Consider the following 20,069-nt stretch of genomic DNA (forward strand, 5'->3'; position numbering starts at 1 on the left):
CAAGTGTAAAGCGTGGCGTAAGTAACGAACAGGTTTGTGTATTAATTGGAATTGATGAAACCGATCAAATAATAACGAAGGTTATTGGTCAAGGTAATCCACTTGGAGAAGATATTTACCAAGCCTTACATTCCAAAATTATTACACAAAGTACACTCATTACGGATAGTAAATCCGCTTATAAAGAAGTCTCTACTATGTTAGACTGTGAACTACATCAGATACCTTCTGGAAAACATCGATTAGGTGATTATAATCTAGGAGTTATGAATCAATATCATAGCGAATTAAAATCATGGTTTAAACGGTTCAAAGGTGTTTCGACAAAACACCTTGAAGGGTATTTGATGTGGTTTCGATTCATGAAAAGTCTAAATTATATATTAGATTTTAATCAACAAGAAAGATTTATGCTTAGTTATGTCATATCAAGAGAGACATCGATTAGAAATAGAGACGTTTCTCAACTACCTTTTCCTGTGGATATCTTTAAACCATATCAACACTTATCTTGAACACAGCTTTTTAATAAAAAGATGATAATCAAAAAAGCAATTAAAAGACCAACAATAGTTAATAATATAGGTAACCATATCATAAAACCACACTCCTTTAATCATGATTATAGTCCTTTTGCTTTCATTGTCAAATTAAACGGTGTAAAATAGAATATAATCTAAATCTATAATGATTTTGATATATATCATATTTATACATGATATAATCATGATAAAGGTGAGTGATGATTTTGAAACAGATCAAGTATTCGCATCAATCAAAAGAAACTAGTTACTTAATAGAAAAAGATCCTACATTAAAAAGTCTCTTTGAGAGAAAAAAAGAAATCATTGTCACTATTGACGATGATTATTTTGTATCTTTAGTTGGCACAATTATCAGTCAACAATTATCATCAAAAGTAGCATCAGTAATTAATAAAAGAGTTTTAGATTACTTTGAAAATGATATGACTACACAAAAAATTATCGATACACCAGATGAAGTATTAAGACCTTTGGGATTGTCATTTCCTAAAATTAAATATTTAAAGTCGCTTGCTGAATGCATTACAAATCATACGGTTGACTTATCAAATCTAGAGAACCTATCGAATGAAGAAGTGATTGAAATGCTTACGAAAATCAAAGGTATAGGTGTTTGGAGTGCTCAAATGTTTTTAATCTTTTCGTTAGGCAGAGAAGATGTCTTTTCAGTTTTAGATTTAGGTTTAAGAAATGCAGTTAAAACATTATATGAAAATCCTGACTTAACAAACCAAGAGATTGAAATTATAAGTGAAAAATGGATACCTTATCGCTCGATTGTTTCACATTACTTGTGGCATGCATGGGATAATGAATCTTAATGAAAAAGGAGAATGAAAATGAAAATTAGATTAATTGGATTAGGGAAAATGGGAAGAAGTATTGCTTTAAACTTGAAAGATCACAACCATGAAGTGCTAGGCTATGACATCAAAGAGTCAGCGAGAGACAAATTTGCTGAACTTAAACTCGATGTTGTTCATGATTTACCAAGTTTACTCAAAAGGGATGAAAAAGAAAGAGCTGTTGTTTTACTGTTTGTCCCAAATGAAGCAGTTGACTCTGTCTTAGAAAAACTGATTCCTATACTTAATAAAGATGACATTGTCATTGATGGTGGTAATTCTAACTTCAATATTTCTATAAAAAGATATCATCTCCTTAAGGGAAAAGGTATTGATTTTGTTGATTTAGGTACAAGCGGTGGTATCAGTGGTGCGAGATATGGGGTTTGCTTAATGGCTGGTGGTAGTAAAGAAGTAGTAACTTATCTAGAACCTATGTTTAAAGATATATCTCAAGAAAATGGTTATGCTTATGTAGGTAAACCAGGTGCTGGTCATTTTGTAAAAATGGTACATATTGGTATCGAGTATGGTATGATGCAAGCAATTAGTGAAGGGTTCAGCTTACTCGAAGCTTCTCCATTTGAACTTGACTACGAAGAGATATCAAGAGCATGGAGCAATGGATCACTAATAGAATCAGCACTCATTAAACATGCACACAATGCTTTTGCTAAAGATAGTCATCTAAATGATCTAGAAGGTAAAATCGATGATACTGGTGAAGGTATGTGGATGATTGAAGAAGCATTAAAATACAAAGTATCATTACCAGTGATTACACAATCACTTTATGCAAGATATAAATCAAAAGATAATCGCTTATTTGGAGAAAAAGTGGTTGCAGCAATGAGAAAGGAATTCGGTGGTCATGCCGTCTATAGGAAAAAATGAAGAAACTGATTATAACAATTTTTGGTTCTACAGGTGACCTAACATCTAGAAAGTTATTACCTGCACTCTCAAAGCTTTTTGTTGAAAAGCAAATTCCTGAGGAAACATTAATTATAGCATTAGGCAGAAAAGAGTATGATACAGATAGCTATCTTAAGCAAATGAAGCATAATTCTGCATCAGATTTAGATTCAGACATCTTAAAGAAACTGGTTAAGTATCTAAAACTTGATATTACTGATTTAAAACAATACAAACCATTAGTAGATTTAATTCAAGAGCACAAAGATTCAAAAACAAGAGAATTATATTATTTAGCTATAGGACCTGAATTGTTTCCTATTGTTTCAACTAACATTAATGCATCGAGCTTAGTAGAAATGGGAAATAAAAACCAGTCTATTATATTTGAAAAACCTTTTGGACATGATCTGAAAAGTGCTAAAGAGATTAACGAAATGCTTTGGAGTTGTTTTGATGAAAAACAAATTTATCGTATTGATCACTATTTAGGAAAAGAAATGATTCAAAACATTATGATGGTACGATTTGCAAATCGGATATTTGAAGATATCTGGCATAATCGTACGATTAAAAATGTTAAGATTATTGCTAAAGAAACCGATGGTGTACTAGGTAGAGCAGGTTATTATGATACTTCAGGTGCATTAAAAGATATGGTCCAAAGCCATTTGCTGCAAATGCTGAGTTTGATTGCTATGGATGTGCCTTTATCTTATTTTAGTGAGGATGTAAAAAACGAAAAAGTTCAAGTCCTTAAACATTTAAGTTTTGATAAAGACTTGATGTTATGTGGACAATATGATGGCTATCTTGAAGAAGATAACATACCAAATGATTCAAAAACAGAGACATTTGTCTTTCTAAAAACATTTGTGAATACACCAAGATTTAAAGGTGTACCTTTTTACTTGATGACAGGTAAAAAATTAGATCAAAAAGAATCGGTTATTATTATCGAGTTTGAAGAGACAAATGAACAAAGGAAATGGGATTTACCACTTTCAACAAACAAACTTTATATTAAAATCGCTCCACTAGATGGTGTCGGTCTTATTTTAAATTCAAAAGTACCTGGGTTAAGAGATGATGTTGAAACAGTTGAATTAGAGTATTGTATCGCATGCAATGCAGTAGGCAACATGTCAGAAGCATATGAGAAACTACTTTTAGATATACACAACCACCACAAAACTTTATTTACAAGATGGGATGAAATTGAGTATGCATGGCATTTTATTGAACAAGTAGATAAAGATAAAAAAGATCCTATCAAATATAAGAATTTCGAAGCATTAGAAGAAGAAATACTTAACATGACAGGAGAGAAAATGAAATGAAAGTCTATGATGTTTCAATGACTATATCTAAAAACATACAAGTTTATAAAAATAAACCGGAGAAAAAACCTACATTTGAAGTTGTTTCTGACTTCGATTATGCTTCAAGTCATGAAACCAACATGACGTTTAATTTGCACACAGGAACGCATATGGATTTTCCACTACATATGATACCTTTCGGAGAAACATCTGATACTCTAGATTTAGCAAGATTGATTAGAGAAGTTAAAGTTTTTGATTTATCTCATTTAAAAGATTGCATCGATATCAAAGATGTTGAAAAACTTGACATTCAAAAAGATGATTTTGTACTGTTCAAAACCAAAAATAGTGAAGAAGAAAACTTTAATTTCAAATTTATATACTTAAATGACAAAGCAAGTAAATACCTAGCTGAAAGAAAAATTAAAGGTGTTGGAGTTGATGGTTTAGGTGTTGAAAGAGATCAACCCAATCATCCTACCCACAAAACATTATTTAAACATGATATTATCATCATAGAAGGATTAAGACTGAAAGAAGTTAATGAAGGTGTCTATATGATGTATGCACTTCCCATTAAAATTAAAGGTGTTGATGCATTACCATTAAGTGTTATATTAACCAAGGAGTAAAACATGATTAGATCAGCAACTTATAATGATTTAACACAAGTATGGCAGTTAAGATTAGAAACAGCTCAACTATTGAAAGATCGCAAGATTGATCAATGGCAATATGAAAACCCTTCATATGAAACCATAAAAAAAGATATCGAAAACAACGAATTCTTTGTTTATGAAGAACAAGGTGTTATTTTAGGTATGATATCTATTAAAAGTGGTATTGAACGCACCTATAATGTGATCTATGATGGAAAATGGGGTTATGATCTACCTTACTTAACTATTCATAGATTAGCAGTTAAAAGAAGTCTATTAGGCCAAACAGTTGCTAAAGAACTGATGCAATTTGCAGAAGAACTAGGCAAATCAAAAGGTATTTATTATATAAGAATTGATACACATGAAAAAAATAGATATGCTATTAGATTATTTGAATCCTTTGAATATATCAAAAGAGGATGGATTATGCTAGACGATAAAGAAGGTGACCTTAAAAGGTTAGCCTATGATAAGAAACTAAAGGAGGATATGCATGAAGATCTGGATAGATATGACAATGCTTAAAGATGAACATTTTGATTATTTCGTTGAAAAATATCCAAAAATAACTTTCGAAAGCAATATAGAAAATGCATACGATGCTGACGCAATCTTTTGTATGCCAGGAATTGCTATTAAAAATAAACTAGAATTATTTCCAAATTTGAAGTGGATTCAATTATTGACCGCAGGATATGATCCTGTAGATGTCGATTATATACACCAAAGAAACATAGTGTTAACCAATGCAAAGGATGTCTTTAGCATCCAAATTGCAGAGGATGTCATTTCCAAGATTTTGTATTTCAATAAAAACATAAAAGCTTATGCAAAACAAATGGAAAATGGACTTTGGAAACACCATAAAGTCGATTACGAAATCTCATTATCAACTATAGGGATTATTGGAACAGGCTCTATTGGTCTAGAAGTTGCTAAAAGATTAAAAGCATTTGAGACAAATGTTGTTGGTTATAAAAGAACAAGAGTAGACTTACCTTACTTTGATAAAATATATTATGGTAAAGAAGGACTACATCAAGTCTTAAAAGAAAGCGATTATGTAATCATCTCACTACCCCTTAATAAAAATACTTATCATCTCATCGGGAAAAAAGAACTAGAAATGATGAAACCAAGTGCATTACTAATCAATGTGGCAAGAGGTGATATCATTAATCAAGATGCTTTAGCAGAAGCACTAAGCAAAAAAACGATTAGAGGAGCTGGGTTAGATGTAACCTCTCCGGAACCCTTACCAAGTAATCATCTTCTATGGAAATTAGACAATGTCTTCATTACACCTCACAATTCTAGTTCGGGACCTTACATGATTCATAGATTAATTGATGAGGTCGATGATACTTTAAAGAGATATATAAACGAGCAAGAACTAGATAATACGATTTAGCACGTAGTGCCTATGATATATCATAGGCTTTTTAAATTATGTTAAAAAACCGTTTACATTTTAAAAATGTTGACATAATCTTAATATATGATAGAATAAATGCAGGTATATTCTTTGAATTTCAAATCATTTGAAATGCAAAGCGAAAGGGGTGCTGCTTCAAGCAATGGAATGGTAGTTTATTTCGTTGATTTAGAGGGGATTATTTTTTGAAACATACTCGATAAATAAACTGTCATTTGAGTTTTAAACATCTTAAATACTATCTAGTCTAATCAAGACGATTTGAACACACCTTACAGATAGATTTTCGGTGAAGAAATGATTTAAAAAAACAAATGAAAAGTGAAATGGTACATATATATGACAATTAAAGAAATACAAAACATCATCAAAGATTTCGAGAGTTCATCTTTGATGTCTCTTGAACTGGAAATGGATAATTTTAAATTAAGACTCTCGAAAAATAAGGACAACCATATTGTTGTCAATGGAGAATCAAAAGAAGAGGACAATGGAAAACAAACTAACAGTCAACAAGCTCAGTTAAAACAAAACAATCAAAACGTTATTCAATCACCACTCGTAGGAACCTTTTATGCATCTGCTACACCTAACGGAAAACCTTTCGTTGAAGTTGGTCAGCAAGTTAAAAAAGGTCAAGTCGTGTGTATTATAGAAGCGATGAAAATTATGAACGAAATAACATCCCCTTTTGACGGTGTCATTAAGGAAGTTTTTGTGCATAATGGTGAAGTCGTTGGATATAATCATACACTGATGCGTGTCGGTGACAAAAATGAAAAATAAAATATTAATCGCGAATCGTGGCGAAATTGCGGTTCGTGTGATTCGTGCAGCAAAAGAACTTGGAATTGAAACGGTTGCCGTGTATTCAACAGCCGATGAAACAAGTTTGCATGTTAAGTTAGCAGATGAAGCAATCTGTATCGGTGGAAATCAAAGTAAGCAAAGCTATTTAAATATGAATAGCGTGTTAAGTGCTGCAATTTCTACAGGGTGTAATGCAATTCATCCGGGATATGGATTTTTATCTGAAAACAGTGAGTTTGTTGAAATGGTTGAAAGATGTAATATTATATTTATTGGTCCTAAGTCAAAGACAATAGGTCTTATTGGTGATAAAGCATCAGCAAGAAAAATCGCTAAAGAAAATGGTGTGCCCATTGTAGAAGGTAGCGATGGAGTGGTTGAAGATGTCCATGAAGGACTAAAAATAGCTAAAAAAATAGGATACCCTGTTATGATCAAAGCTTCAAGTGGTGGCGGAGGTCGTGGCATTAGTATTGTGCGCTCAGACGAGGAGTTTATGGGTGCTTTTGAGCGTACCTCTATGGAAGCGGAGACAAGTTTTGGAGATAAAGCTTTATATATCGAGAAATTTATTGAATCTCCAAGACATATAGAAGTTCAAATCATGGCAGATACGAAAGGCAATGTTGTCCATTTATTTGAACGAGATTGTTCAATGCAACGCCGAAATCAAAAAATGATCGAAGAAGCACCATCTCCTGTTTTAAATGATATCTTAAGAAGAAAAATTGGTGCAGCATCAATCAAACTCGCAAAAGCAATTGATTATGTAAATGCAGGGACGATGGAGTATATCGTGGATTCTAAAGGGAATTTTTATTTTATTGAAATGAACACAAGAATTCAAGTAGAACATCCCGTCACTGAAGCGATAACTGGTATTGACTTAGTTAAAGAGCAAATCAAAGTTGCTTACGGAAAAGAGTTGTCATTTAAACAAAGAGACATTAAGATCAATGGCCATGCTATTGAATGTAGAATCAATGCGGAAAATGCCATGAAAGGATTTATTCCTACACCAGGTAAAATCAACAATATTTTATTTCCTGGTGGCTTAGGTATTCGTATTGATACCCATATTTATCCTGGGTATGAAGTACCTCCTTTTTATGATTCTATGATTGCAAAACTTATTGTCCATGCCCCAACGAGAAGAGAAGCGATTAAAAAAATGCGTGTTGCACTCGAACAATTTGTTGTAGAAGGAATCGCAACGAATATTGAATATCAATATTTAATTATGCACAATCCTGACTTTATCAAAGGTCAGTATGATACTGGGTTTATAGCTCGCTTCAATGTATTAGTGGAGGCAGAGAATCGTGAATGATTTTTTAAATGATCGTAAAACTAAATTAGAGGATTTTAAAAAAAATATCCGCAAGAAGCAAACAAATTATGAGCCAATCGATATTCCTGATGGCTTGTTTGTTAAATGCGAGCATTGTGGTGCAGCTATTTATGAAAAATCATTAGAGGCAAATCATTCGATTTGTCCTTATTGTGAATTTCATTTTAGAATGGGTGCATTTAAAAGACTTGATTTAACAGTTGATCAAGGAAGCTTTCAAGAAATTGATCAAATGATTATGTCTTCGAATCCCCTAGATATGCCTGATTATCCTGATAAGATAAAAAAAGGCAAGAAATTATCTAAAATGAATGAAGCATTTCTTAGTGGAACAGCAACCATCGTTGGTCTACCTTGTGCAATCGGTATATTGGATAGCAATTTCATGATGGGAAGTATGGGAAGTGCTGTTGGTGAAAAAGTAACTAGATTAATAGAGTATGCTATGAAACAAAAATTGCCACTCATCATTTTCTCAGCTTCAGGTGGAGCACGTATGCAAGAAGGTATTTTATCATTAATGCAAATGGCAAAAACAAGTGCTGCACTTCACTATTTTGATCAAAGAAAACTACTATATATCAGTGTTTTAACAAACCCAACAACTGGTGGTGTAGCTGCAAGTTTCGCTTCATTAGGCGATATCAATATTGCTGAAAAGTCATCACTTATTGGCTTTGCGGGAGCAAGAGTTATTAAACAAACGATTAGGCAAGATTTACCAGATGGTTTTCAAACTGATCAATTCCAACTTGACCGTGGTCAAGTCGATATGGTAGTTCACCGTAAAGATATGAGGAAAACCTTGTATAAATTACTACAACTTCATCTAGAAAGAGGTGAAAAGCATGAGTGAAACGAATACAGCTTGGCAGAAAGTCAAACTCGCTAGACACCCTAAACGACCTACCAGTCAATATTTAATTAAGGAATTATTTACTGATTTTATTGAATTACATGGTGATCGAGGATTTGGTGATGATTATGCAATTATTGGTGGTATTGGAACGATTAACAGTATTCCAGTAACAATTATTGCTGAAGAAAAAGGCGTTACGACTGAGGAAAAAATCAGGCATAATTTTGGAATGCCACACCCTGAAGGCTATCGCAAAGCGATACGTTTAATGAAACAAGCAGAAAAATTTAATCGACCGATTATTTGTATCATTGATACACCAGGTGCTTATCCAGGTATCGGTGCAGAAGAACGTGGTCAAGCACAAGCGATTGCTTATAACCTAAAAACGATGATGGGTCTAAAGACCCCAATTATTGTAGTTGTATTAAGTGAAGGTGGATCCGGTGGGGCACTAGCCATTGGTGTTGGTGATCAAGTTTTAATGTTTGAAAATAGTATTTACGCTATTTTATCACCAGAAGGATACGCATCCATTATTTATAAAGACAGTTCGAAAGCAGATCATGCTGCTAGTATTATGAAATTAACCGCACAAGACCTTTTAGGTTTTGGTGTTATTGATACCATTGTTCCTGAAAATGAGGGACTACATATTGATCCTGATTTTGGAATAAAAGCACTAAAAAAAGAATTAACAAAATCTATTACAAAACTATCCAAACTTTCTACATCTAAATTATTAGATCAAAGATATCAAAAATATAGAAAGATGGGTGTGTTTGTCGAACAAGGAGAAGACAATGAAAGCAAACCAACCAATGGTTAAAGTTATTTCAAGTGGAAAGTATGCACCTTCTACATTGATAACTAACGAAGACCTAGAAAGATTAGTTGATACATCAGATGAATGGATTGTTACCCGTACAGGAATAAAAACTAGACATCGTGCAGTAGACGAAACAACCAGTGATATGGCATACAAAGCTGCTATGGAAGCGATTAATCGTGTAAATTATGATAAAGATAAAATTGATTTGATTATTATGGCAACCATTACTGGTGACCAAATGACACCAGCAACAGCAAATTTCGTACAAGCTAAGTTAGGATTAAATCATGAAGTGATGAGTTTTGATATTAATGCTGCATGTACAGGTTTTGTTTATGCACTAGAAACTGCTGCATCCTTATTACAAACAGGAAGATTTAGAGCTGCATTAGTTATTGGCGGCGAACAGTTAACCAAAATTGTTGACTACACAGATCGTAACACATGTGTCTTATTTGGTGATGGTGCTGGAGCAATGATTTTAGAACCCTCAACGCATGAAAGAAATCAAGCATTTTTCTTTAATGCAGCAAGAGGAGATACAAATAATACTTTAACTGTAGTTAATCATATCAAAATGGATGGTAAGCGTGTCTATTTATTCGCTATTGATGCTATGGAGCAAGCAATACGTAAAGTTTTAGAATCCTCTGGTTTAGCGATTGAAGATATTGATGTGATTATTCCACATCAAGCAAACGAACGAATTATTCAATCTGTTTCTAAATCAATGGGTATTCCAATGGATAAATTTATGTTAAACTTAAGTGAATACGGTAATACTTCAGCCGCAAGTATTCCGATTACAATCGCTGAATATTATGATCAAAATGAAGTAAAAAATAAAAAAATATTGTTGGTTGCATTCGGTGGCGGATTTACATGGGGTAGTGCAATACTACAATTGTAAGGATTGAATCATGAAAAAATTAGCTTTAGTATTCGTAGGTCAAGGTAGTCAATATTTAAATATGGGTCTTGATTATGTTGATATGTTTCCAGAATTGAAAGAAAAAGAAGGGATTGCATCAAAACTTTTAGGTTATGATGTAAGAAACATGCTATCTTCTACTGATGGAAAAATCAATGATACAAGATATACTCAACCTTTAATGATGTTAGCAACCATTTTTGCTTATGAAGCTTTTTTAAAACTCAATGTAGAAGTTGATGCAGTTGCGGGGTTTAGCCTAGGCGAACATGGTGCATATTATGCTGCTCAAGTATTCAATTTTGAGCAAATCATGAAAATAGTTGATTATCGAGCTCAACATATGCAGACATGTGCCATAAATCATCCAGGTAAAATGGCTGCAATCATTGGATTAAATAAAGAATTAGTTGATCAAGCATGTCGCGAAGCAGCAGATCAAGGTATTGTTGTAAGTGCAAATTACAATTCACCTGTTCAAGTTGTTATTAGTGGCGAAGAAAAAGCAGTAATAAAGGCAATGGAAATTGCAAAATCATTAGGAGCTAAACGTGCTTTAGAACTTAATGTCAGTGGTGCTTTCCATTCACCATTAATGAAACAAGCAGCAGATCAAGTTTATGAATTTATTAAAAAAGAAAGTTATCAAGAACCCACTGTCCCACTTTATATGAACACAACAGCAAAACCTCTCGAATCATCAAAGCTTTTTGATGAGATGAGAAAGCAAATTCAATCACCTGTTTATTTTGAACAAATGATTAACCAGATGATTGAAGATGGTATAACCCATTTTGTAGAAATAGGACCAGGAACAGTTTTAAGTGGACTCATCAAAAAAATTAATATGAATGTAGAAGTAACTCATCTAGATCAGGCGAGTGAATTAGATTCATTGAAAGGATGGTTAAGCGACCATGAATTTAGAAAATAAAGTTGCAATCGTTACTGGAGGAGCTGCTGGAATCGGTAGATTCATTTCCTTAGAACTCGCTAGACGAGGCGCAAAAGTCGTTTTAAATTACAATAGAAGTGAACAAAAGGCAAACGAACTCGTTGAAGAAATCAAAGCATTCGGTGGACAAGCGTATGCTGTACAAGCAGACATCTCAAACTATGAAGATGCTGAAAGACTAGTCAAAGAAGCTATTAGCAAGTTTGGGACTTTAAACATTGTGATTAACAATGCAGGTATCACTGATGATGCATTAATCTTAAGAATGAGTGAAGATCAATTTGATCGAGTTATCAATACGAACCTAAAAGGTGTATGGAATGTATCAAAACATGCAGCAAAACCATTGCTCAAATCTGGTTATGGAAGAATCATTAACATATCAAGTGTTTCTGGTGTTTTAGGAAACGCTGGACAATCTAATTATAGTTCTGCGAAAGCAGGTGTCATTGGTTTAACCAAAGCACTAGCAAGAGAATTCGCATCTCGTGGTGTCACTGTCAACGCGGTTGCCCCAGGATTTATCGAAACAGAAATGACCAAAAAATTATCTCAAGAAATCTCAGATGCGTGGAGCAATCAAATTCCACTAAAACGTTTTGGTCAATCCGAGGAAGTTGCATATGCAGTATGTTTCCTAGCAAGTGAAGAAGCAAGTTATATAACTGGCCACACCTTAGAGGTTGATGGCGGATTAGTGATGTAGGTGAAAATATGAAAAAAAGAGTTGTTGTAACAGGAATGGGACTCGTAAGTCCTGTAGGAAACACGGTTGAAGAATCATTTAAAAATTTAGTTGAAGGAAAAAATGGTATTGACTTCATCACACTTTATGATGTTGAAACATGGAAAGTTAAAATTGCAGGAGAAGTCAAAAACTTAAATTTCGAAGATTTTCTTGATAAAAAAGAAATTAGAAGAAATGATCGTGTGATGAATCTTGCATTAGTCGCTACACATGAAGCTTTTGAACAATCAAAACTTGATATTAGTCAACTCAATCCCTTTAGAGTCGGGACTTTCATTGGTAGTGGTATTGGTGGACTAACGACGATTTTTGAAGAAACAAAAGTAAGCGTAACCCGTGGACAAGATCGAATATCTCCATTTTTCATACCTAACTCAATCATCAATCTTATTGGTGCGAAAATAGGTATCAAATATCAAGCAAAAGGACCTAATATGCCTCAAGTCACTGCTTGTTCAGCAGCAACCAACTCCATTGGTGAAGCATTTAGATACATTAGAGATGGTTATATAGATGTCGCAATCACTGGTGGTTCTGAAGCACCTATAAATGAACTTGGATTAGGTGGATTTTCAAGTTTAAAAGCTTTGAATTTCTCAAACGATCCAAATGCTGCATCAGTTCCATTTGACACCAGAAGAACAGGTTTCGTCATTGCAGAAGGCGCAGGCACATTAATCTTAGAAGAATATGAACATGCAAAGAAAAGAAATGCTCCTATTTTAGCTGAAATGGTTGGATATGGGACGACATCTGACGCATTCCATATGACAGCACCAGATGAAAATGCTGAAGGTATTGAAATGTGTTTAAGACTTGCTATGGAAGATGCTCATATAAAGCCTGAAGAACTTGGTTATATTAATGCGCATGGTACATCAACTGTTTTAAATGATAAATATGAAACATTAGGCTTTAAAAAAGCGATGGGTGATGCTGCTTATCAAGTGAGTATTAGCTCAACGAAGTCTATGACAGGACATGCTTTAGGTGCTGCAGGTGCGATTGAAACGATTGCTGCTATTATGGCACTTCGAACTAACACAATACCACCAACCATTAATTTAAACTCTCCAGATCCTGAGTGTGACCTAGATTACACACCACATAAAGCTGTCAATAGAGAATTAAATTATGTGATGAATGTCAACATAGGTTTTGGTGGACAAAATGCAGCTATTATTTTTAAGAAGGTGAACTCATGAAATTAAATCAAGAAGAAATCAAACAAATTATTCCACATCGTCATCCATTCTTGTTTTTAGATGAGATTATTGAACTTGAAAGTTTGAAATACGGTGTTGGTGTCAAATATGTCAAAGAAGATGATTACTTTTTTGAGGGGCATTTTCCAGGAAAACCAGTTATGCCTGGTGTTTTAATTATTGAATCTTTAGCACAAGTCGGTGCAGTTATCTTATTATCAAGTTCAGAATATAAAAATAAAATTGCCTATTTTACAGGCATTCAAAAAGCGAAATTTAGAAAAAGCGTCGTTCCAGGAGACAAATTAGTCTTAAAGTGTGAATTAACGAAAATTCGTAAATCATTTGGTTTTGGTTTAGCAAGAGCTTATGTCAATGACCAATTGGTGTGCGAAGCGGAAATATCTTTTGCCATAGGAGAGTTATGATATCTTATACATTGCTAGAATTTGATACATTAACATCCACGAGTGATTTTCTTAAGGAAAATTACTCTTATTTTCCACATATGACATTTATCAAAGCTAGTTATCAATCTCAAGGAAGAGGTCAATATGATAGAACTTGGGATTCCAATCCTAAAGAGAATCTACTATTTTCTATACTATTAAAAGATATTGGTGTTTCAAAAGCTTATGAAATTAAATTATGGATAATGGAAACACTCGTTCAACACATTCAAAACCATGGCATTAACGTCTATTTTAAAGAACCCAACGACTTATATGTAGGTGATCAAAAGATTTGTGGTATCTTAATTGAAACCAAATCTTCTGAAAATATATTTGATTATGTAGTTATTGGAATTGGTTTAAATATCAATCAAACTGAGTTTGAAAACTTTAGTGCAACTTCAATTAAAAATGAACTTCATAAATCAATTGACATTAAGAAACACTTTAATCAGTTATTAAGTTTACTGATTAGTCAATATGAAAAGTATATAAAATTGAAGTAAAAATATTAGAAAAAGAATGTTATAATACTTATAGAAAACATAAAAGCGAGGGATTCATATGTCGAAAAAATATCAGACGATGATTTGGATTTTCCTAATTTACATCGTTGCGTTTGCTATAGGGGGACTAACATTTTTTTATTTAATAGATCTCCTAAATCCAGCATCATATATACCTGTATTACTTATAGGTAATGTTGTTGCTACATTAGTTGTGTGGTTATTTACTTTACTGTTAAAAAATGCGAGTGTTTATGATCCATATTGGAGTGTGGCGCCTCCTGTTATCTTAGTCTTTGTCATTATTTATTTGAATATAACAATTAATTTAAGTAACTTTTTACTCATCGTTGGTATGATGATTTGGAGTGTTCGTCTTACCTATAATTGGGCAAGAAATTGGACTGGTTTTGGTGAACAAGACTGGCGTTATACAATGTTATATCAAAAATCACCAAAACTCTTTTTCTTTACCAACTTATTTGGGATTCAATTGATGCCGACAATGATTGTATTTATTCAATTAATCGGAGCTGTTTACTTTTTAATTCAAACACCTGCTATTAATCCAATCATTGCACTTGGTGCATTAATGATGGTTGCTGCAGCTTTAATACAGTATGTAGCAGACCAACAAATGAAAAACTTTAAAGAACGTCATCAAATCGAGAAAAGATGTATTGAAGAAGGGTTATGGAAATATTCAAGGCATCCTAATTATTTTGGAGAAGTTATGGTATGGTGGGGACTATACATCATGTATTTTGGAAGCACTTTGAAACTAGATTTAATCATACTTGCTCCTCTAGCGATGACAGCTCTGTTCTTATTTATTAGTATCCCTATGATGGAAAAGAAAATATTGAAAACACGTCCTGAATATGCATCATATCAAGAACGTGTTTCCATGCTTATTCCATTTTTAAGAAAAGAAAACGAAGAACAACCTGTACAAGAAAACTCTTGACAATCATTATTATATCTTTATAATATAACACAGGGAATGAACGTCTCCCTTAGCAATGCTAAAACCGCGCAAGCTAATGACTTCTACAACATTTTTGTTGTTGGAGTCTTTTATTTAAGGAGAAGGTCTATATGTTACTCAGTGCAGCATTAATTATTATGACAAGCTTATTATTAACTCAAATCTTTATCAAACTTAAATTACCTGGACTTATTGGAATGTTGGTTTCAGGTATTATTTTAGGACCATATGTATTGAACCTTATTGATCCTAGTATTTTAAGTCTATCAACAGATTTAAGACAAATTGCTTTAATTGTTATCTTAGTACGTGCAGGATTATCACTAGACCTAAAAGATTTAAATGAAGTTGGTAGACCAGCATTGCTACTATCTTTTATTCCTGCAACGATTGAAATGATTGCGATTATTATATTTGCACCGATATTTTTTCAGATTTCATATATTGAAGCAGCCATTTTAGGAGCAATCGTTGCTGCAGTATCACCTGCAATTGTTGTACCAAGAGTGCTAAAGTTAATGAAAACAGGATATGGTAAAGATAAGAAGATACCACAATTAATTTTAGCTAGTGCATCGATTGATGATGTTTATGTTATTATTCTATTTACATCTTTCATACATGCATATACAACTTCAACATTTAATTTATTGACCATCTTACTCATACCAATAGCAATTATTTTGGGTGTTTTATTAGGAATAATCATAGGAAGTATACTCGTATGGATCTTTAAAAAGTTCCATATTAGAGATACGCTTAAAGTGCTTATTATCTTTTCGGCAGCATTCTTACTCATTGTTTTAGAACATATATTATCAAATTATGTTCCTGTTTCAGGATTACTAGCAGTTATAGTGTTAGGTGGAACTATACTAAAACAATATGATTTACTCGCTCAAAGATTAGTGATTAAATTTGAAAAAATATGGGTTATTGCTGAAATTATGTTATTCGTTTTAGTTGGTGCTGCAGTTGATATTCGCGTCTTATCAAGTGTTGGGTTATTTGCTTTCATCCTCATTATGATTGCTATAATCTTTAGAATGCTTGGCGTCATCATTGCATTAATTAAATCGAATTTAAACAACAAGGAAAAATTATTTGTAGGATTTGCTTATTCACCAAAAGCTACAGTTCAAGCAGCAATCGGTGCGATTCCTTTAGCACTTGGTATACCAAGTGGTCATTTAATCTTAAGTATTGCTGTTTTAGCAATCTTAATCACTGCCCCATTTGGAGCGATTATGATGGATAGTTCCTACCTAAAATTACTTAAAAATAGCTAAATAACTATAAAAGAAGTATTAATAAGAGTAAAATATATGTATATATATCATAAGTTATTAGTGATTTATCTAAAAAAAATGTTAAAATGATATATGATTGAAAAATTAAATGTTTGATCTTCTATGTACTATGTACAAAACCAGCTCGAAGGAGATATCAAAATGAAGAGAAATAAATTTATTGTCATCGGTTCAGGTCGCTTAGGATCCAATATTGCAACCAAAATGTCTGAATTAGGTGAAGATGTTATCATCATTGATGCCACTGACGATTCCTTTAGAAAACTACAAGAATCTTTTTCAGGTTATCAAGTTGTCGGCGATGCAACTGATTTATCCGTTTTAGAGAATTCCTATATTAAACATGCAAAAACCGTCGTGATAACTACCGATAGTGATAATACAAATATCTATTTAGCTCATATTTGTTATTACGTCTACAATGTTCCTCATATTTTTGTACGTTTATCAGATACAGATAAAGGACGACTTCTAGAAGGCACATATATAAAAGCAATCTATCCTTTCACACTATCTTTAAACGAGTTTATCAACTTAAGTCATGAGGAGGATGAAAAATGAAAATCGTGATCACAGGCGGAAAACATGAAGCCGACTTTATTGTCAAGATGTTAAAAGAAGAACACCATCAACTCATTGTCATTAATCAAGATCGTGAGTTTGCTGAATATATTAGTTCTAACAATGATATCCCTGTGTTTCCAGGAGATCCAACAAAAGCATATTGTTTATCCGATGCTGAAGCAGATAATGCTGATGTGTTACTTGCTTTATCAGATAATGATACAGATAATTATATTACTTGTATTACTGCTAAAAGGTTATTTAATATTAAAAAAACAGTTTCTAAAGTTAGAAATCCTAAAAACGTTGAGTTATTCAAAAAACTGGGTATCGATAGTGTTATATCATCTACTTATTTACTAGCACAAACCATTTTAAATGAATCTTCAGTAGAAAACATTATTAAAACTTTATCCATAGAAGATGAAAAAATAGTTATGTTAGAACTAGGTGTAGAAGAAGATTTTGCACTCGTTAATAAGAGAGTTATGGATATTCAATTTCCTAGAAATATTAATATTGGATGTATTTTTAGAGACCCTCATGTCATTATTCCTAAAGGGGATACAGTTGTTAGGTCTGGAGATAAATTAATCATCATTTCAACACCATCTGAACAAGATGAAATTATCGAATTTATTCAAAAGAGAAGATAATCATATGGAAAAGAAAATCATCTCAGGATATCCATTAATCATTAATTATTTAGGTATATTTGCGATATTAGTAGGTATTATCAATATGATACCGCTTGTTTTGATTGCGTTTAGAACTAGTGAAATCGCCAATGCACACCTATTTCTAATACCAGGTATAGCTAGTATGCTAATTGGGTTTATCATTGTCCTTCTTTTTAAAGGTAGAGAAAAAGGCAAGTTGGAAAGACACCAAGATGCAATACTAGTTGTTTCAATATGGATTATGGCAATATTAATATCTTCTATCCCATTTCTACTGACAGGAAATTACACATTCACACAAAGTGTATTTGAAGCAACCAGTGGTTATTCAACAACTGGTTTAACCGTTACTGATGTTGAAAGTGCACCTGACTCGTTATTACTGTTTAGAAGTTTACTACAGTTTTTTGGTGGTATTGGGTTGGTCTTAGTCCTGACATCTGCAGTATCGGACAAATTTGGAATGAGATTATATAGTGCAGAAGGGCACAGCGATAAGCTAATGCCTAACTTAATACGCTCAGCACGCATGATTTTATCAATCTATATTGGATATATCATCATAGGATCAATCTTCTATATTATATTTGGTATGGAGCCTTTTGATGCAATTAACCATTCAATATCTGCTGTTGCTACTGGTGGTTTCTCGACAAAAGCATTAAGTATTGGTCATTATAATAGTCTCGCTATTGAAATAACAACAATCGTATTAATGATTTTGGGTGGAACAAATTTCTTCGTTCACCTGATGTTGCTACGAGGAAAACTTAAAAATGTCATTGCTCATGTCGAAATCAAGCTTTTAGGGATTATGATTCTAATTACACTACCGTTATTTACAATCAATTTATTGAGTGTTTATAATGGAGACCTTGGTCAATCACTGAGAGTTGGTATCTTTCAATTTTTCTCTGCTGTAACTGGTACTGGCTATCAAACAGTAGATACATTTGTTGGTCCTAATGTCCCCGTTTTATTTTTCTTTGGTCTTATTATTTTCATGGTATTAGGTGCAGGTATGGGTTCAACAGCAGGTGGGATGAAACAATATCGAGTCGCACTAGCATTTAAAAGTTTATACTGGAACATGAAAGAACAACTTTCACATAAAAAAACAATTAGAACTCATTTCATCAACAAAATTGGGACAAGAACAATTGTTGAAAAAGAAGATATTATCCAAAACCACTCGTTCATAATGATTTATATGATTGTATTGCTTATAGGGACGATTATATATACAGGATATGGACACTCATTATCCCTTTCATTATTTGAATTTTCATCAGCGTTAGGAACTGTAGGTCTATCTGTAGGTTTAACGAGTATAAGTACACCACCATTGCTTTTATGGACATCAATATTTGGAATGTTTTTAGGTAGACTTGAGTTTTATGTTATCTTTATTGCAATAACAAAAGTAACAATGGATATCAAACGAGGAAAACAACCGTTTAAAAGAGCTGAAGCATAAAAAGCAGCTCTTTTTTTTATCATAATTTCTATGGTATTATGATAAAATACTATTGCAATGCATCACATCGTTCTATTTTGCATCTTGTGGAAAAACACTTTTTTTATATACAAGGAAATACTATACTGAAGATAGGAGGAACTCCTGGATGTTAAAAATCATTTGGAATAAAGATGATTTCGAAAGAGTAAAATCGAAATTAGATCAAGAATATCATCTTTATATGACTCAAGATCCAAATGAAGTACCGGTAGGTAAAGTTGGTTTAATATTGTCTGAAAAAAATTTGCATAAATTAAGACCTATACTAGAAATTATAGCGCTTGAAAAAACACAAGTTTTATTACAGACCGTATCTGGATGGCTACAAATACATGTTCAAGAGATCATCTATCTAGAAGCTTTTGGTGATGAGATCTTTATGCACACAACAACCATGTCAAGTCAAGTCATCAAACAACCATTATATCAACTTGAAGAGATTTTAAAACCATATCATTTTGCACGTATTGGAAAATCATTTATTGTCAATGTATCTAAAATAAGATATATTCGAACAGCAATTAACGCAAAATTGGATTTAGAATTAATTAACGGTACTCACCTCGAGGTTTCACGTTCCTTCGTCAAAGATTTTAAGAATGCATTAGGCATTCAAAAAAGGGAGGATTAGT

The 20,069-nt window shown here is 32.8% G+C and carries 23 protein-coding genes and 1 riboswitch; all 23 genes read left to right on the forward strand.

Annotated elements, in window-relative coordinates:
- Positions 1–515, forward strand: a 515-nt coding sequence (locus QJ521_RS05380; protein WP_282839412.1) for an IS1595 family transposase, incomplete at its 5' end; no start/stop codon positions are given.
- A gap of 233 nt (positions 516–748) precedes the next feature.
- On the forward strand, positions 749–1,366 hold the full coding sequence (locus QJ521_RS05385; RefSeq protein WP_282839413.1) for a DNA-3-methyladenine glycosylase family protein: 618 nt from the start codon (positions 749–751) through the stop codon (positions 1,364–1,366).
- A gap of 18 nt (positions 1,367–1,384) precedes the next feature.
- Positions 1,385–2,284 carry a phosphogluconate dehydrogenase (NAD(+)-dependent, decarboxylating) gene (gene gnd / locus QJ521_RS05390; protein WP_282839414.1) on the forward strand — a complete coding sequence of 300 codons (900 nt, stop codon included), beginning with the start codon at positions 1,385–1,387 and terminating at the stop codon, positions 2,282–2,284.
- Complete coding sequence (gene zwf / locus QJ521_RS05395; RefSeq protein WP_282839415.1) at positions 2,281–3,645, forward strand: glucose-6-phosphate dehydrogenase; 1,365 nt, start codon at positions 2,281–2,283, stop codon at positions 3,643–3,645. Before gnd ends, zwf begins: the two co-directional genes overlap by 4 nt.
- On the forward strand, positions 3,642–4,262 hold the full coding sequence (locus QJ521_RS05400) for a cyclase family protein (RefSeq protein WP_282839416.1): 621 nt from the start codon (positions 3,642–3,644) through the stop codon (positions 4,260–4,262). The genes zwf and QJ521_RS05400 overlap by 4 nt, the downstream gene beginning before the upstream one ends.
- A 3-nt stretch (positions 4,263–4,265) precedes the next feature.
- Entirely contained in the window at positions 4,266–4,817 is a 552-nt protein-coding gene (locus QJ521_RS05405) for a GNAT family N-acetyltransferase (RefSeq protein WP_282839417.1), read from the forward strand.
- Positions 4,786–5,703, forward strand: a complete 918-nt coding sequence (locus tag QJ521_RS05410; RefSeq protein WP_282839418.1) for a D-2-hydroxyacid dehydrogenase — start codon at positions 4,786–4,788, stop codon at positions 5,701–5,703. Before QJ521_RS05405 ends, QJ521_RS05410 begins: the two co-directional genes overlap by 32 nt.
- A gap of 363 nt (positions 5,704–6,066) precedes the next feature.
- Positions 6,067–6,513, forward strand: coding sequence for an acetyl-CoA carboxylase biotin carboxyl carrier protein (gene accB / locus QJ521_RS05415; RefSeq protein ID WP_282839419.1), 447 nt, complete (start codon positions 6,067–6,069; stop codon positions 6,511–6,513).
- A complete protein-coding gene (accC, locus tag QJ521_RS05420; RefSeq protein ID WP_282839420.1) occupies positions 6,503–7,867 on the forward strand; it encodes an acetyl-CoA carboxylase biotin carboxylase subunit in 1,365 nt (454 codons plus the stop codon). The genes accB and accC overlap by 11 nt, the downstream gene beginning before the upstream one ends.
- Positions 7,857–8,744, forward strand: coding sequence for an acetyl-CoA carboxylase, carboxyltransferase subunit beta (gene accD, locus QJ521_RS05425; RefSeq protein WP_430757350.1), 888 nt, complete (start codon positions 7,857–7,859; stop codon positions 8,742–8,744). Before accC ends, accD begins: the two co-directional genes overlap by 11 nt.
- Positions 8,737–9,576 carry an acetyl-CoA carboxylase carboxyltransferase subunit alpha gene (locus QJ521_RS05430; RefSeq protein ID WP_282839422.1) on the forward strand — a complete coding sequence of 280 codons (840 nt, stop codon included), beginning with the start codon at positions 8,737–8,739 and terminating at the stop codon, positions 9,574–9,576. Before accD ends, QJ521_RS05430 begins: the two co-directional genes overlap by 8 nt.
- Positions 9,551–10,489 carry a beta-ketoacyl-ACP synthase III gene (locus QJ521_RS05435; RefSeq protein ID WP_282839423.1) on the forward strand — a complete coding sequence of 313 codons (939 nt, stop codon included), beginning with the start codon at positions 9,551–9,553 and terminating at the stop codon, positions 10,487–10,489. The genes QJ521_RS05430 and QJ521_RS05435 overlap by 26 nt, the downstream gene beginning before the upstream one ends.
- 10 nt (positions 10,490–10,499) lie before the next feature.
- Positions 10,500–11,444, forward strand: coding sequence for an ACP S-malonyltransferase (fabD, locus tag QJ521_RS05440; protein ID WP_282839424.1), 945 nt, complete (start codon positions 10,500–10,502; stop codon positions 11,442–11,444).
- Entirely contained in the window at positions 11,428–12,171 is a 744-nt protein-coding gene (gene fabG, locus QJ521_RS05445; RefSeq protein WP_282839425.1) for a 3-oxoacyl-[acyl-carrier-protein] reductase, read from the forward strand. The genes fabD and fabG overlap by 17 nt, the downstream gene beginning before the upstream one ends.
- Positions 12,172–12,179: 8 nt before the next feature.
- Positions 12,180–13,418 carry a beta-ketoacyl-ACP synthase II gene (gene fabF / locus QJ521_RS05450; protein ID WP_282839426.1) on the forward strand — a complete coding sequence of 413 codons (1,239 nt, stop codon included), beginning with the start codon at positions 12,180–12,182 and terminating at the stop codon, positions 13,416–13,418.
- Entirely contained in the window at positions 13,415–13,846 is a 432-nt protein-coding gene (fabZ, locus tag QJ521_RS05455) for a 3-hydroxyacyl-ACP dehydratase FabZ (RefSeq protein ID WP_282839427.1), read from the forward strand. The genes fabF and fabZ overlap by 4 nt, the downstream gene beginning before the upstream one ends.
- Positions 13,843–14,376 carry a biotin--[acetyl-CoA-carboxylase] ligase gene (locus QJ521_RS05460; RefSeq protein ID WP_282839428.1) on the forward strand — a complete coding sequence of 178 codons (534 nt, stop codon included), beginning with the start codon at positions 13,843–13,845 and terminating at the stop codon, positions 14,374–14,376. The genes fabZ and QJ521_RS05460 overlap by 4 nt, the downstream gene beginning before the upstream one ends.
- 58 nt (positions 14,377–14,434) lie before the next feature.
- Positions 14,435–15,343, forward strand: a complete 909-nt coding sequence (locus tag QJ521_RS05465) for a DUF1295 domain-containing protein (protein WP_282839429.1) — start codon at positions 14,435–14,437, stop codon at positions 15,341–15,343.
- A 23-nt stretch (positions 15,344–15,366) separates the two neighbouring features.
- Positions 15,367–15,436, forward strand: a riboswitch (Fluoride riboswitch).
- A 38-nt stretch (positions 15,437–15,474) separates the two neighbouring features.
- Positions 15,475–16,653: a cation:proton antiporter gene (locus tag QJ521_RS05470; protein WP_282839430.1), complete on the forward strand. Its 1,179-nt coding sequence runs from the start codon at positions 15,475–15,477 to the stop codon at positions 16,651–16,653.
- A 162-nt stretch (positions 16,654–16,815) separates the two neighbouring features.
- Positions 16,816–17,235: a potassium channel family protein gene (locus QJ521_RS05475; RefSeq protein ID WP_282839431.1), complete on the forward strand. Its 420-nt coding sequence runs from the start codon at positions 16,816–16,818 to the stop codon at positions 17,233–17,235.
- Entirely contained in the window at positions 17,232–17,894 is a 663-nt protein-coding gene (locus QJ521_RS05480) for a potassium channel family protein (protein ID WP_282839432.1), read from the forward strand. The genes QJ521_RS05475 and QJ521_RS05480 overlap by 4 nt, the downstream gene beginning before the upstream one ends.
- A gap of 4 nt (positions 17,895–17,898) precedes the next feature.
- On the forward strand, positions 17,899–19,395 hold the full coding sequence (locus tag QJ521_RS05485; protein ID WP_282839433.1) for a TrkH family potassium uptake protein: 1,497 nt from the start codon (positions 17,899–17,901) through the stop codon (positions 19,393–19,395).
- Between the two features lie 148 nt (positions 19,396–19,543).
- Positions 19,544–20,068, forward strand: coding sequence for a LytTR family DNA-binding domain-containing protein (locus QJ521_RS05490; RefSeq protein WP_282839434.1), 525 nt, complete (start codon positions 19,544–19,546; stop codon positions 20,066–20,068).
- Position 20,069 lies beyond the last annotated feature (1 nt).

The organism is Peloplasma aerotolerans (genome assembly GCF_030012175.1).
Classification (GTDB): domain Bacteria; phylum Bacillota_I; class Bacilli_A; order Acholeplasmatales; family Acholeplasmataceae; genus Peloplasma; species Peloplasma aerotolerans.